This is a genomic window from Sinorhizobium fredii NGR234, from assembly GCF_000018545.1.
GTDB lineage: Bacteria > Pseudomonadota > Alphaproteobacteria > Rhizobiales > Rhizobiaceae > Sinorhizobium > Sinorhizobium fredii_A.
On record NC_012587.1, the window covers coordinates 1034749 to 1048428 of the forward strand.

At 63.4% G+C, this 13680-nt stretch carries 18 protein-coding genes; 10 read left to right on the forward strand and 8 right to left on the reverse strand.

What is annotated here, in order from left to right; all coding sequences use genetic code 11:
- Nucleotides 1–52: 52 nt before the first annotated feature.
- The 5 genes from NGR_RS16135 (at nt 53) to NGR_RS16155 (ending at nt 4033) form a co-directional block, all read left to right on the forward strand.
- On the forward strand, nt 53–604 hold the full coding sequence (locus NGR_RS16135) for a YceD family protein (RefSeq protein WP_012707544.1): 552 nt from the start codon (nt 53–55) through the stop codon (nt 602–604).
- Between the two features lie 301 nt (nt 605–905).
- On the forward strand, nt 906–1949 hold the full coding sequence (gene plsX, locus NGR_RS16140; RefSeq protein ID WP_012707545.1) for a phosphate acyltransferase PlsX: 1044 nt from the start codon (nt 906–908) through the stop codon (nt 1947–1949).
- An 18-nt stretch (nt 1950–1967) separates the two neighbouring features.
- The gene (locus NGR_RS16145; protein ID WP_012707546.1) at nt 1968–2939 is read left to right on the forward strand and encodes a beta-ketoacyl-ACP synthase III; all 972 of its coding nucleotides are present in this window, start codon (nt 1968–1970) and stop codon (nt 2937–2939) included.
- A 91-nt stretch (nt 2940–3030) separates the two neighbouring features.
- Nucleotides 3031–3369, forward strand: coding sequence for an integration host factor subunit alpha (locus NGR_RS16150; protein WP_012707547.1), 339 nt, complete (start codon nt 3031–3033; stop codon nt 3367–3369).
- A 133-nt stretch (nt 3370–3502) separates the two neighbouring features.
- Nucleotides 3503–4033, forward strand: a complete 531-nt coding sequence (locus NGR_RS16155) for a MerR family transcriptional regulator (protein ID WP_012707548.1) — start codon at nt 3503–3505, stop codon at nt 4031–4033.
- 7 nt (nt 4034–4040) lie between these two features.
- On the opposite strand, the gene NGR_RS16160 is transcribed toward NGR_RS16155, so the two are convergent.
- The 6 genes from NGR_RS16160 to ubiT form a co-directional block, all read right to left on the reverse strand.
- Nucleotides 4041–4886: a universal stress protein gene (locus tag NGR_RS16160; protein ID WP_012707549.1), complete on the reverse strand. Its 846-nt coding sequence runs from the start codon at nt 4884–4886 to the stop codon at nt 4041–4043.
- A gap of 37 nt (nt 4887–4923) precedes the next feature.
- Nucleotides 4924–5061, reverse strand: coding sequence for a hypothetical protein (locus NGR_RS16165; RefSeq protein WP_164924253.1), 138 nt, complete (start codon nt 5059–5061; stop codon nt 4924–4926).
- A 129-nt stretch (nt 5062–5190) separates the two neighbouring features.
- Nucleotides 5191–5586: a hypothetical protein gene (locus tag NGR_RS16170; protein WP_012707551.1), complete on the reverse strand. Its 396-nt coding sequence runs from the start codon at nt 5584–5586 to the stop codon at nt 5191–5193.
- Nucleotides 5583–6518 carry a ubiquinone anaerobic biosynthesis protein UbiV gene (ubiV, locus tag NGR_RS16175; protein ID WP_012707552.1) on the reverse strand — a complete coding sequence of 312 codons (936 nt, stop codon included), beginning with the start codon at nt 6516–6518 and terminating at the stop codon, nt 5583–5585. Before ubiV ends, NGR_RS16170 begins: the two co-directional genes overlap by 4 nt.
- Nucleotides 6519–6524: 6 nt before the next feature.
- Nucleotides 6525–7502, reverse strand: coding sequence for a ubiquinone anaerobic biosynthesis protein UbiU (ubiU, locus tag NGR_RS16180; RefSeq protein ID WP_012707553.1), 978 nt, complete (start codon nt 7500–7502; stop codon nt 6525–6527).
- A complete protein-coding gene (gene ubiT / locus NGR_RS16185; RefSeq protein ID WP_012707554.1) occupies nt 7493–7999 on the reverse strand; it encodes a ubiquinone anaerobic biosynthesis accessory factor UbiT in 507 nt (168 codons plus the stop codon). The genes ubiU and ubiT overlap by 10 nt, the downstream gene beginning before the upstream one ends.
- Before the next feature lie 112 nt (nt 8000–8111).
- Here ubiT and NGR_RS16190 point away from each other — a divergent pair, with 112 nt between their 5' ends.
- Nucleotides 8112–9620 (forward strand): UbiD family decarboxylase, encoded by a 1509-nt coding sequence (locus tag NGR_RS16190; protein WP_012707555.1) that lies wholly within the window; start codon nt 8112–8114, stop codon nt 9618–9620.
- A gap of 35 nt (nt 9621–9655) precedes the next feature.
- Here NGR_RS16190 and NGR_RS16195 read toward each other — a convergent pair whose 3' ends face one another.
- Together NGR_RS16195 and NGR_RS32365 are read right to left on the reverse strand one after the other, a co-directional pair.
- A complete protein-coding gene (locus tag NGR_RS16195; protein ID WP_012707556.1) occupies nt 9656–10342 on the reverse strand; it encodes an NnrU family protein in 687 nt (228 codons plus the stop codon).
- Between the two features lie 179 nt (nt 10343–10521).
- On the reverse strand, nt 10522–10677 hold the full coding sequence (locus NGR_RS32365; RefSeq protein WP_012707557.1) for a hypothetical protein: 156 nt from the start codon (nt 10675–10677) through the stop codon (nt 10522–10524).
- A 114-nt stretch (nt 10678–10791) separates the two neighbouring features.
- On the opposite strand from NGR_RS32365, the gene NGR_RS16200 reads away from it, so the two are divergent.
- The 4 genes from NGR_RS16200 (at nt 10792) to NGR_RS16215 (ending at nt 13622) form a co-directional block, all read left to right on the forward strand.
- On the forward strand, nt 10792–11343 hold the full coding sequence (locus tag NGR_RS16200) for a cytochrome c oxidase subunit 3 (protein ID WP_012707558.1): 552 nt from the start codon (nt 10792–10794) through the stop codon (nt 11341–11343).
- Between the two features lie 5 nt (nt 11344–11348).
- The gene (locus NGR_RS16205) at nt 11349–11639 is read left to right on the forward strand and encodes a cytochrome C oxidase subunit IV family protein (protein WP_164924254.1); all 291 of its coding nucleotides are present in this window, start codon (nt 11349–11351) and stop codon (nt 11637–11639) included.
- A gap of 159 nt (nt 11640–11798) precedes the next feature.
- Nucleotides 11799–12251, forward strand: coding sequence for a c-type cytochrome (locus tag NGR_RS16210; RefSeq protein WP_012707559.1), 453 nt, complete (start codon nt 11799–11801; stop codon nt 12249–12251).
- A gap of 24 nt (nt 12252–12275) precedes the next feature.
- Nucleotides 12276–13622 (forward strand): nitric-oxide reductase large subunit, encoded by a 1347-nt coding sequence (locus tag NGR_RS16215; RefSeq protein ID WP_012707560.1) that lies wholly within the window; start codon nt 12276–12278, stop codon nt 13620–13622.
- Nucleotides 13623–13680: the final 58 nt, after the last annotated feature.

The following is a 13680-nucleotide window of genomic DNA, read 5'->3' on the forward strand; positions in this document are numbered from 1 at the left end:
AGCGGCATCTGCGCATCGGTAAGGACGCGGCGCTGCAGGAAGGATCATTGTCATGACGCAGGAAACCAAACCGGCATTTTCCTACCCGGTAAGGGTAGGACATATATCCGCCAACCCGGTCAGCGTGCATCTGTCCGCCAACGAGGCCGAGCGGCGGGCGCTCGCTGCATTGTGGAAGGTCAACGAGGTCGGCTCGCTTGTCGCCGACCTGCAGATCGGACGCTGGAAGAAGGATGGGGTCAAGATCAAGGGCGAGGTGCGGGCGGAGCTCGTCCAGAGCTGCGTCGTGACGCTGGACGCCGTCGAGGCGGAGATCGTCGAGCCGGTCGAGGCGATCTTCGTGCCGGAGGGCTCCCGCCTGGCGCGGCAAGCCGACAATGATGGCGGCGAGATGATCCTCGATCCTGGCGGGCCGGACATTCCCGATACCTTCTCAGGCGATACGATCGACGTCGGCGTGGTCGTCAGCGAGCATGTGGCGCTTGCGATCGATCCCTATCCCCGCAAGGAGGGTGTCGTCTTCGGCGAGCGCATCGAAAGCACGGCGGCAGATGACAAGCGCCCCAACCCGTTCGCGGTCCTGAAGGATTTGAAAAAGGATTGAAACGCGGTCGGCCGGGCTTACAATTCGGTTGTCACGCAGGCGAAAAGCAGTATTTTGGCCCGACTTCAGCCGAGGGGGCCGTGGTGCCGACGCGCTGCATGCTGGCCTACTGCATGTCTCCTTAAATCGACCTCGATTTAAGGACGAAGACATGCAGCAATTCAAAGTGCTACAGCGACCTTTGCGCGCCTGATAAGGCGCGCGGCGCTGTAGGGGTCAGAAGGTAGGACGAATCGCCGTTGCGTAAGGATTGCGCAGGGGCGGGATGCGTTGCGTGGCGGGAAGAAGGGATAAGACACGCGTGGTCAGAATTTCACTTGACGTTATGGGAGGCGACTATGGTCCGGAGGTCGTCATCCCGGGTGCTGCCAGGGCACTCGAACGTCACCCGGACATAAAGTTCGTCCTGTTCGGCCAGGAAGCGCGCTGCGCCGAACTCTTGGCCAAGTACCCGAAGCTTCAGGCAAGCAGCACCTTTCATGATTGCGAAATCGCCGTCGGCATGGATGAGAAGCCGAGCCAGGCGCTCAGGCGCGGCCGCGGCAAGTCGACCATGTGGAAAGCGATCGACGCCATCAATGCCGACGAGGCGGATGTGGTGGTCTCGGCCGGCAATACCGGCGCGCTCATGGCCATGTCGGTCTTCTGCCTTCGCACCATGCAGGGCATCCAGCGCCCGGCGATCGCCGCCATCTGGCCGACGCTCAAGGGCGAGAGCATCGTGCTCGATGTCGGCGCGACGATCGGCGCGGACGCACAGCAGCTCATGGACTTCGCCTTGATGGGCGGCGCCATGGCCCGCGCCCTCTTCGAGGTCGAGCGTCCCTCCGTCGGCCTGCTGAATGTCGGCGTCGAGGAGATTAAGGGCCAGGAAGAGGTCAAGGAAGCCGGCAGGCTCATCCGCGAGGCCAATATCGAGGGGATCGAATATTACGGCTTCGTCGAGGGCGACGACATCGGCCGCGGCACCGTCGACGTCGTCGTCACCGAAGGCTTCTCCGGCAATATCGCGCTGAAGGCGGCGGAAGGAACGGCACGCCAGATCGCCGAGTATCTGCGTTCCGCCATGTCGCGCACCCTTCTTGCGAAGATCGGCTATATCTTCGCCAAGGGGGCCTTCGACAGGCTGCGTGAGAAGATGGACCCGCGCAAGGTCAATGGCGGCGTCTTCCTGGGGCTCAACGGCGTGGTCATCAAGAGCCACGGCGGCACGGATGCCGAGGGCTTCGCCGCCGCGATCGACGTCGGCTACGATATGGTGAAGAACGGCCTGAAGGCCAAGATCGAGGCCGACCTGGCACGCTATCATGGCGCCGAGCCGACCGAAGCCCTGCCGCCGGCATGATTGAAGAGGTTTGATTAGATGATCCGTTCTGTCGTTCGCGGCTTCGGTGCAGCGCTGCCGAAGCGAGTGATGACCAATAGGGAAATGGAATCCAAGGTCGACACGTCCGACGAATGGATCGTGCAGCGGACCGGCATTCGCCAGCGCCACATCGCGGGTGAGGGCGAGACGACCGCCTCGCTCGGCGAGAGGGCGGCGCGCGCGGCGCTCGAGAGGGCCGGCATGACCGCCGATGATCTCGACCTGATCATCGTCGCGACTTCCACGCCCGACAACACCTTCCCGGCCACCGCGGTCAATATCCAGAACCGCCTCGGCATGCGCCACGGGGCGGCCTTCGACCTACAGGCCGTCTGTTCCGGCTTCGTCTATGCGGTCGCTACGGCCGATGCCTATATTCGTGGCGGCCTTGCCAGGCGTGCCCTGGTCATCGGCGCCGAGACATTCTCGCGCATCCTCGACTGGTCGGACCGCACGACCTGCGTGCTCTTCGGTGACGGCGCCGGCGCCATCATCCTCGAGGGGCAAAGGGGCGAGGGCACCACCGCCGATCGTGGCGTGCTGACGGCGCAACTGCGCTCCGACGGCATGCACGGCGACAAGCTCTATGTCGACGGCGGCCCCTCGACGACCGGCACCGTCGGCCATCTCCGCATGGAGGGGCGCGAGGTCTTCAAGCACGCCGTCGGCATGATCACCGACGTGATCGAGGCGGCCTTCGAAGCAACGGGAACGTCGGCCGACGACGTCGACTGGCTGGTTCCGCACCAGGCCAATCGCCGGATTATCGACGGGTCGGCGAAGAAGCTCGGCATTCCGAGCGAAAAGGTTGTGGTGACCGTTGACCTGCACGGCAATACGTCCGCCGCTTCCATTCCGCTGGCGCTCGACACCGCCGCCTCCGACGGCCGCATCAAGAAGGGTGACCTCGTGATGCTCGAAGCCATGGGCGGTGGCTTCACCTGGGGTTCCGTTCTCATCCGCTGGTAAAAAAATTGAATGACCGCAGGCGCTTGACCGAAAAAGGCAAGGGCAATAGTCTTCAATCGCTGATCGGCATGCCAGACATCGGTGGGGGAAGATGAGCGGAAAAACAGTAACGCGAGCAGACTTGGCTGAGTCGGTTTTTCGCAAGGTCGGTTTGTCTCGGACGGAGTCTGCCGAGTTGGTGGAGACCGTTATCGACGAGATCTGCAACGCAATCGTGCGTGGCGAGAGCGTGAAACTGTCTTCTTTTGCAACCTTCCAGGTGCGCGACAAGAACGAACGCATCGGGCGAAATCCGAAGACGGGCGAGGAGGTGCCGATCTCGCCGCGCCGGGTGATGACGTTCAAGGCGTCCAACGTGCTGAAGCAGCGGGTCTTGAAGGCGCATCTCAGCCGAAGGGCCAAGCAGAAGCAGACCGGCACGGCCTCCTGAGGCACGGCCGCAACCACAATGTGGTTGAAAACCCATCCATAAGCCATTGAAATGGGCCTGATTCGTGCGATCATCGCGCAGGATCCAGTCATTGCGACTCGTCACTTCGCATGAATATGGAAATGGGGACGACATGGAAAAGAGCCCGGACGCATTCCGCACCATCAGCGAGGTCGCAGACGAACTCGATCTGCCCCAGCACGTGTTGCGGTTCTGGGAGACGCGTTTCCAGCAGATCAAGCCGATGAAGCGTGGCGGCGGCCGGCGCTACTACCGGCCCGAGGACGTCGATCTGCTCAAGGGCATTCGCCACCTGCTCTATGATCACGGCTACACGATCAAGGGCGTGCAGAAGCTTCTGAAGGCCAATGGCAACAAGTTCGTCGCCGCGATCGCGAGCGGCGATCTGGCCACCGTCGAGGCGCTTGCGGCGTCCAGCCATGAAGAGCCGCCCGCGCCGAAGATCGGTGTCGCCGATGAAGATCAGATCGTCGGCCGCGCCAAGGCCCCTGCTAGCCGGCGCTTCTTCTCATTTGGGGCCGGCAGCGACGATGCTGAAATTTCGATCGGCAAGGCCTCTGTCGGCAAAGAGGACCGGGCGCTCCTGCAGGAAGCGCTCTATGATCTTCTCGAGTGCAAACGCCTGCTCGACCAGGTGCGGTAGCCGAGGCTCATCGCACCATCAACACCGGGACAACCGGGACGTCGATCATCGCCTTCGTCACGCCGCCGAACACCTTTTCGCGGATGCGCGAGTGCCCGTAGGCACCCATCACGATCAGGTCCGCCGACGTGTCGAGCGCATGCTGGTTGAGAACGTCCTCGACGCGGAGTCCGGCGCCGGGCAGCCGATCGACAGTCACTTTGATACCGTGACGCGCGAGATAGGCGGCAATATCGGCGCCCGGCTCTCCGCCGCTCTTGCCCGAAGCTGCCCCCGAAGCCGGCTTTGGATCGACCAGAACGACATTCACCCTCTCGGCGTTTCTCATCACATCCAGCGCTTCGCGGGCCGCCCGTGCCGATTCGATGCTCGCGTTCCATGCCAGGAGAACTTTTCTCGGCCGCAAGGTCGCCGATTGGAGATCGGCGGCGAGCAGGACCGGTCGCGCTGAGTGGAAGAGAGCGCCTTCTACGACGCCGGCCCGCAGTCGCTCGTCGCTTCTCAAGCTCGAGCCGATCACGGTGACATCGGCATACCGCGCCCGTTCTCCGAGATCGTGCTCGAGCCACATCGACTCGGCGTATCGTCCAACCACATCGTGGGATACTCCAAGGCCGTAGAGCACGTTCCTGGCTTCCTTGACGGCCTTGCCAAGGTCTTCGATGTCGCTGGCCCTTTCGTCAAGCCAGGCGGCCGACATGGCCGCGAAGTCTCCCACCGGCGGCAAGGTGGCGATCTTGATAGGCAGAACCGAAAGATGCGCGCCGTCCGATGCGCAAAGATTTGCTGCTGCCCGAAGATCACTTTCGAATTGGCTGATGCCAATGACAACGAGAATGGTTTTGTAGGACATGGTTGGGTCTCCCGAAGCCTGAGCCTGGAAATAGAATTTACTTCCCGGTAACGACGGCGACATTGATCGGGGTCAACAACGCCGATTGGTCGCCGTCACGGGCGAGACCGAAGAGGCGGGATCCTGCCGTGAAAGACCACTGATCGGCCGTCGGTGCCTCCCGATCGTCCTGCATCCTCCTGCAACGCGTCGAGGAGAAAGCTCATCTCCCCGAGCCCGGGAGATTGCGACATGACGATATCCAATGCCTCTTCCCGCCAACGATTGCGCTTCGAGCCGTCCATGAACAACACCCTTTCACCGTTCAGTCTTCGCTCGCCAACTGCAACCGACGCGCCCGTTTCAGCAGATTTGACGCCAGCTCCGCTGCGGCGGCGATGTCGCCGAAGAGCAGCCCGGCTTCCGCGATCATGCCTTCGTCGAGCGCGCCGGGTTCGTTCGGATTGAAATCGCCGAGCAGCACAAGCAGCGCCTCGATTCGTCGTCGCTGGTTGTCCGCAAGACCGATGAGGCGCTCCGTGATCCGGGCACCTTCAAGTCTTTCGAGGTCGCGCAGCGCCTCCTCCATTCGGTCGCGGCATTCGCAGTCGGCCGCGCCGGTCTGCATGACGCCACGCATCCGCTTGACGGCGCGACTGATTTCCTCGCTGGTTTGGGCAAGCGCCGATGCGATCGCGGTGGCGGCGTCGTTCGGTCTCATTCCGCTCCCCGGTGTCCAATGTTGCGGGCGCGGGCCACCCAGGCGGCGCCTTCCTGGCCGTGGTGAAATCCGTTTGAAAGCGGGGCCGCGGGATAGAGCTGCCGAAGCCGCGCAATACCGCCTTCGGCATCGGTGCGGCCGTTTAGAACGTCGTCGTAGAGGCTGGCGACCGCCACCATGTCGCAATCCTGCGGCGACAGCCGGAAGCGGCTGACACCGATCGAGACGAGGTCCAGCAGTTCGGTTAGCAGGGCCTGGCAGGTGAATGAGACTGTCTGCACGCCATTAAGGGCGAGGAAGGACTGACGGTCGAGAGTCTTCACCAGCAAACCATCGGGGTCCTCGGCGCAGACGAACTGGCAATTGTCCTTGATGTGCCCTTTGGCGCGAGCATGCGCACAGCGCGCGGAAATGGCGAGCGGCATTCGCCCGAAGGCGAGCACTTCGAGCGCGATGTCCGGTGTCCCGGCGGCGATCTCGGCGATCGAGCTTGCGGGCAGTTCGGGCGGCAAGCATATGTTCGACGCACCCCGCCTTGCCAGCAGCCGGGCCGTCGCCGCGTTATAGACATTGATGAACGGCCCGATCGAATGGGGCTTGCCTTCGAGCAAGGCGAGGGCGGAAAGGTCGTTGGCCTCGATCGGAAAGGGGCTGTCGGCGACGAGGGAACGGATGTATTGGCTCTCGCGTTCGAGCGTCACGAGGGCGAGGGTGGAAAGGACGACATGCTTTCCTGCCGACTCCAGCCGCTCGATCACCGCCGACAGATGCGGTTCGGTGAAGTGCAGCCGCTTCGAGCAGACGGTTTCACCGATGATTACGCGGTGCACCGGCGCCTCGTCGGCCATCCGAAAATAGAAGTCCCGCCACTTCTCCCCCTCCCAGAGGTAGGGAACGGGACCGAGCGTCAGCGTGGGTTTACCGGTATTCATAGACATTTACCTCCAGCGCTTCTCGTAGGCGCCGGACGTCGTGCGCTGCCCTTCGCTCAACAGCCTGAGGCGGGCAAGCAGGGCCTGGCGGTGTTCGGGTCTCGCATCGAGTGCCTTGCGAAGCGTCGAGACGACTTCGGCGACATAGGCCTTGCCCCGCTGTCGGCCCTCGATCTTGAGCGCGCTGACGCCCGCTTCTCTCAGAGCATCGATCTGGTCCATGACGTCGAGGGAAACCGGGTCCTCGAAGGCATAGCCGCTGGCGTCGGCGATATCGAAGCGGCCCTTGCAAAGCGTCGGGTAGCCTGCCGCTTCCTCGCGCGGAAAGCGGTTGATCGTATAGGACCCGAGCTCCGAGACGAGGTCGCCGCCATCCTGCCGGTAGCGCACATGGCTGGCCGGCGAGCACACGCCGTTCATGTTGGGCGATTTGCCGGTGGCATAGGAGGAGAGCGTGCAGCGGCCTTCGGCCATCACGCAGAGCCCGCCGAAGACGAAGACCTCGATCTCGCAGCGAATCTGCCGGGCGAGGCGGGCGATGTCGGAGATCGTCAGCGTGCGCGGCAACACGACGCGCTTGGCGCCGAAGGCTTCGACCAGGAAATTCACCGCGTCCGGGTTCGACGCAGAGGCTTGCACCGAGACGTGCAGCCGTTGCCCGGGATAGGTCTCGGCGACATGGGCCATCAGGCCGAAATCGGCAAGGATGAGCGCGTCGGCGCCGAGGCGGACGGCGTCGGCCGCAGCCTCGTACCACAGGCTCTCGTGGCCGGCCCGCATGAAGGTGTTGAGCGCCACGAAAGTCTGGGTTCCCTTGCGCCGGGCATAGGAAATCGCTTCCCCAAGCTCTTCGCGCGAAAAGTTGAGGCCGGGAAAATTGCGAGCGTTTGTTTCGTCACGGAAGCCGCAATAGACCGCATCGGCGCCGGCATCGACCGCTTCGCGGAAGGCCGCCGGCGTTCCGGCCGGGCAGATCAGTTCCATGCGACGGACTCCCCGGCAAGCGCGCGTCGGCGGATCGCAGCCGCCGTTCGGCTGATAAGCGGGGCGAACGGCCCGGCGGCCGCGCCGAGATCGCGCGGCAGGTCGATCTCCGAGCCGTCGAGGGCGTTGCGCAGCGCCAGCATTGCCTCCATGTCGCCGGTGACGGTAAGCGCCCGTGAAAAGAACAGCGCATCGGCGTCGCAGCGGCCTTCGAGAAGCGCCAGCAGCAGGAACAACGGTCCTTCCACTGCGGCATCGGTGGCGGGATCTGCGGTGCGGCGCAATACGGAGATTGCCGGCCGCGCCGGCTCGACGAGGAAGACGAGCGGCAGGTCGGTCGGCCGGAAGGCATAACGTTTCGGTTTGTGCTCGCCGAGACGCTCGAAGAGCGTCGGATGCCGCTTGAGCAAACTCTTGAACATGAGCTTCACTGTCCCCTCGATCAGGGGAATCGGCACGGCGGCAAGCGGTGCGGCCAGCGGGCGGGGGACTTCCATAACTCTCGCCTTTTGCGGAATGTCGATTCGACACTGAGCCTAGCGGCGATGTCCGCTGCACAATTTGAGCCAGCGCAAAGACAGAAGTGGTTTCGCGGGCGAGACACCGCCCATGAACCGCGCAGAGTCACCCATTCGCCGCTTTTCCGGGCTTCAGGAATTCGCCGCCATGCTCGAGCAGCGTGGCCGGTTGCGCCGCATAGCGCGACCCGTTTCGCTCGTCCATGAGGTGACGGAGATCCACCGGCGCGCGCTCAAATCAGACGGGCCGGCATTGCTCTTCGAGAAACCGGTCGATGCCTCCGGCCGCATCTGCGACATACCGCTTCTCGTCAATCTGTTCGGCACGCAAGAGAGGATCGAGTGGGGGTTCGGGCTCCCGACAGGCGGGCTGCCGGCGCTGGCGGATATGCTGGCGGAACTGCGCGAACCGAGACCGCCGCAATCGGTGAAGGATGCCTGGAGCAAGATGCCGCTGTTGAAAGCCGCGCTTGCGATGCGGCCGCGAAACGTGGCACGGCCGCCAGTGCAGGAGACGGTCTGGCGCGGTTCCGACGTGGACCTCGGGCGCCTGCCGATCCAGTGGTGCTGGCCGGGCGAGCCGGCGCCGCTTGTCACCTGGCCACTCGTGATCACCCGTGCGCCGGACGATCCGAGCGACGTCAATGTCGGCGTCTACCGCATGCAGGTGCTCGGCCCGAACCGGCTCATCCTGCGATGGCTGGCGCATCGCGGCGGCGCCCGCCACCACCGCCTGTGGCGAGACCGCGGCGAGGACATGCCGGTGGCGGTCGCGATCGGCGCCGATCCGGCGACCATCCTTGCGGCGGTGATGCCCTTGCCCGAGAATATGAGCGAGCTCAACTTTGCCGGACTGCTGAAGGCGGAGCGGCCGCAGGTTGCCCCGGCTATCACCGTGCCGCTGTCGGTTCCGGCCACGGCCGAGATCGTCCTCGAGGGAGTCGTCTCGTGTAACGAGACCGCCGAAGAGGGACCTTATGGCGACCACACCGGCTACTACAACTCCGTCGAGCGCTTTCCGGTGCTGACGTTGTCGGCCATCACCATGCGCCGCAAGCCCCACTATCTCTCGACCTATACGGGCCGCCCGCCGGATGAGCCGTCGAAGCTCGGCGAGGCGATGATGGAGCTCTTCCTGCCGCTGGTGAGGCGGCAATTCCCGGAAATCGTCGACCTCTACCTGCCGCCGGAGGCCTGCTCCTATCGGGCCATGGTGGTCTCGCTCGACAAGCGATATCCGGGTCAGGCGAAGCGGATCATGATAGGCCTGTGGTCGATGCTGCCGCAGTTCACCTACACCAAGCTGATCATCGCCGTCGATCCGGATATCGACGTCAGGAATTGGGCCGACGTCATCTGGGCGATTTCGACCCGCTTCGACGCCAGCCGCGACGTCACGATCCTCACCGATACGCCCATCGACTATCTCGATTTCGCCTCGCCAAAGCCGGGGCTCGGCGGCAAGCTCGGGCTCGACGCGACCAGAAAGCTTGGAGCCGAGACGGAGCGCGAGTGGGGGCGTGTTCTCGAAATGCCGGCGGAACTCGTCGAGAGGGTGGATCGGCTCTGGGTGGAACTGGGTCTGGGAGAACCCTCATAATAGTCTCCCGGCGGTTGCTGGGCGGCAACGCGGGTTCAATTGGCGGTCGCCAGCACCAACGGGTCGGCATAGAACAGGACGGCATGGCCGCCGGCAAGCAGCCACAGCGTCAGGGCCGCCGTCGATACGGCCGCCAAGGCCAGCGGCCAGTCCCCCGTGACGCGAGCGCGTCCGGTGAGAACCGCCGCGAAAGGCAGGATCGACGTCGCCGCAGCCTCTTGTGACCATTTTTCCCCGAGCCGTCGGCGCGCACGTTTCTCCAGCATCGGTATGCTGGCAAGCGCGAACAGCGCGAAGCCCCCGAAGAGGATCAGCGAGCGCAGGTCTCCATTGGCGACCAGATGGCCGAGCGCCCAGATGGCGAAGCCCCAAAGAACGGGATGCCGGGTGATCGCGACGACGGCGCCCGGCATCGCTCCCTGGCGGATCGAGGCCGACAGCGGGTTGACGCTGAAGAGCCCGGCAAGCACGAGAAAGACACCGGTCGGGGCGGCGATCAGCGTGACCCAGGCCTGCCAGGCCGTCGGGTCCCAAAGCGGAATGTAGTCGACGTTCAATGCCGCGTAGAACACCCAGCCGAGGACGAGGATGGAAACGATCGAATAGAGCGAGAAATAGGTCGCCCTGCCGAGACGGGCTATCAGCCGCTCGCGAATAGCGGGCATCGCCGGAATGGAGTGGAGGAGAAGAAAAACGAGGAGCGCCAGCAGGAATTGCAGCATCTTGATTTAGCCTCAGTCTCCGTTGCGTGCCGGTTTGCCCCTCATCCCGCTGCCGCGACCTACTCCCCGCAGGCGGGGAGAGGGTTAGTCCTCGGGTTAAACCCGAGGAGAGGGGCGGCTTCGTCTCATTCCCTCAATCTAACGCAACACCTTCGACCGCTACCCCTCTCTCCATGCTTTCATTTGTCAATGAACAGGACGGCGGCGCAGGCGACGGACGCCAGCACGGCAGCAAGCGTGCCGGTGCGTTGCAGAACCCCCATCCGGTAGAGCACCAGCGCGAAGACGATGATGATCGGGGTGGCGACCGAGAGGCCGATCTGTGCGTCGTTCATGGCAATCTCCGTTTTCACGGAACATAGCGGGTCGGCTGGACGGGTCTTTGATCAAGCGCAAAGAACCGGCCTCTCCTTTTTCCTATCCGCTCGGTAACCGATCGGAGATGCGGCATGGAAAACGCAATAGCGGCCGGCGCAGCCGGCGAAGAGGAAGCGGACACCTTTATTCTCTGGGTCCTGATCTGGAGCGAGCTTGCCGCCTTCGGCATTCTCATCGGCGCCTTCCTGGTGGCGTCGATGATCGCGCCGGAGGATTTCGCCATCGCACGGCTCCACCTCAAACCGGGAATTGCCGCTCTCAACACGCTGGTGCTGCTGACCAGCGGCTGGCAGGCCGCGATCGCGGCGGGGCAGCATGCGTCCACCGCCAGGCGGCGGCGGGCATTGGTGCTGGCGGCGCTTCTTGGCTTCGCCTTCGTTGCCATCAAGATCTACGAGTACAGCACCGAAATCCGTTTTGCCGGCGAGGCCGCGTTCCATTCCTTCTTCGAACTGTACTTCATCCTCACCGGCTTTCACCTCGTCCACGTGGGCTTCGTCGGCCTCCTGCTGCTCGTCGTCGCCTGGAGACCGCGTCCGGTCAATATCGTTCTCGTTACCACCCTCTGGCACGTCATCGATCTCGTCTGGATCGTCATGTTCCCGATACTCTATCTGGTGTGAACAGGATGACCGACCGCACCCCCCGACAGTTGACGAAGACCTGGATCATCCTCGTCCTGATGGTTCTTGCCGGTCTGCTGCTTTCGCTCAAAGTCCAGGACACTGCCGCCCCACTGGTCTTCACGCTCGGCTTCCTGATGCTCGCGGTCCTGAAGGCCCGTCTCGTCGTCCTGGATTTTCTGGGCCTGCGTTCCGGCCCGCGGGTCTTGCGGGTTGGCCTCATCGTTTGGCCGCTGTTCTTCGCGCTTGCCGCTGCGGCAAAAGCGCTCATCGCATCCATTTCTCTCGTCGGCTGAAGGGCTCTTCGCCGCCTGTTTGCAGAAACGCAAAGACCGGCCGCGCGCAGACCTTAGAAGAGATCGCGTTTACCGGTGGGCGGGGGAATCCGCGGCCGACCGGCGGGAATTGCGCAGGTCCGCGTGATTGCGGCCTCCGGGAATAGAAAGGACCATGGGATGGCAGAACGCCTTACCAAGACAGGGGCACGGAACGTCTTCTACGGCGGTTCCATCTTCTTCTTCGCAATCTTTGTCGGCCTCACGGCCCACAGCCACTACTACATGAAAACCGAATCCACCGACGAGTCGACGCTGACCGACTCCGTCGCGCGCGGCAAGCACGTCTGGGAGAAGAACTCCTGTATCAACTGCCACACCCTGCTCGGCGAGGGCGCCTATTTCGCACCGGAGATCGGCAATGTGTGGAAGCGATGGGGCGGCGAGTCCGACCCGGAAGGCGCGCGCGAGACGCTCAAGTCCTGGATGGCCGCACAGCCCTCCGGTGCCGAAGGGCGGCGGCAGATGCCGCAATTCAATCTCACCGAGCAGGAACTGAACGACCTTGCCGACTTCCTCGAATGGACGAGCCGCATCAAGACGCAGAACTGGCCTCCGAACGAGGCGGGTTGAGACGGCGCGACAAGGAGAAAAGACATGAAATATCAAACCCAAAAGGTCGCGATGCTGTATTTCTACGGCGCGCTCGGCCTGTTTCTTGCCCAGGTCCTGTTCGGCGTGCTCGCCGGCACCATCTACGTGCTGCCCAACACGCTCTCCGAATTGCTGCCCTTCAACATCGTTCGCATGGTGCATACCAACGCGCTGATCGTCTGGCTGCTGATGGGCTTCATGGGCGCCACCTACTATCTCTTGCCGGAAGAAGCGGAAACCGAGCTCTACAGCCCGAAGATCGCGATCGCCCAGTTCTGGATCTTCCTCATCGCCGCGGCCGTTGCGGTCGTCGGCTATCTCTTCCACATCCACGAGGGCCGGGAATTCCTTGAACAGCCCTTCGCGATCAAGGTCGGTATCGTCGTCGTGGCGCTGATGTTTCTCTTCAACATCACCCTGACGGTCCTCAAGGGCCGCAAGACGACGGTAACAAACATCCTGATCTTCGGCCTCTGGGGTGTGGCGATCTTCTTCCTGTTCGCCTTCTACAACCCGATCAATCTCGCGCTCGACAAGATGTACTGGTGGTATGTCGTGCATCTCTGGGTCGAAGGCGTCTGGGAACTGATCATGGCCTCCGTGCTGGCCTTCCTGATGATCAAGCTCAACGGCATCGACCGTGAGGTCGTCGAAAAGTGGCTCTACGTCATCGTCGGCCTGGCGCTCTTCTCCGGCATCCTCGGCACCGGCCACCACTACTACTGGATCGGCGCGCCGGGCTACTGGCAGTGGATCGGTTCGCTGTTCTCGACGCTCGAGGTCGCGCCCTTCTTCACCATGGTGGTCTTCACCTTCGTGATGACCTGGAAGGCCGGCCGCAAGCATCCGAACAAGGCGGCTCTCCTCTGGTCGATCGGCTGCTCGGTGATGGCGTTCTTCGGCGCCGGCGTCTGGGGCTTCCTGCACACGCTGTCGTCGGTCAACTACTACACCCACGGCACGCAGGTCACCGCCGCGCACGGGCACCTCGCCTTCTTCGGTGCCTATGTGATGCTCAACCTTGCGATCATGGCCTATGCCATTCCGGAGATCCGCGGGCGGGCGCCCTATAACCAGTGGCTGTCGATCGTCAGCTTCTGGGCCATGTGCAGCGCGATGTCGGTAATGACCTTCGCACTCACCTTCGCCGGCGTCGTCCAGGTCCACCTGCAGCGGGTCCTCGGTGAGAGCTTCATGGCCGTGCAGGACCAACTCGCGCTCTTCTACTGGGTGCGCCTCGGCTCCGGCGTCGTCGTCCTGATCTCGGCGCTCATGTTCATCTGGGCGGTCCTGGTCCCTGGCCGGAGCCGGAGTCCGGCTCCTAGCCAGGCCGTCCAACCTGCCGAATGAGGTCCAGCGGGCGGTCCGATGACGGGCCGCCCGCCTTTTGTCCTGCCAATCGATTTCG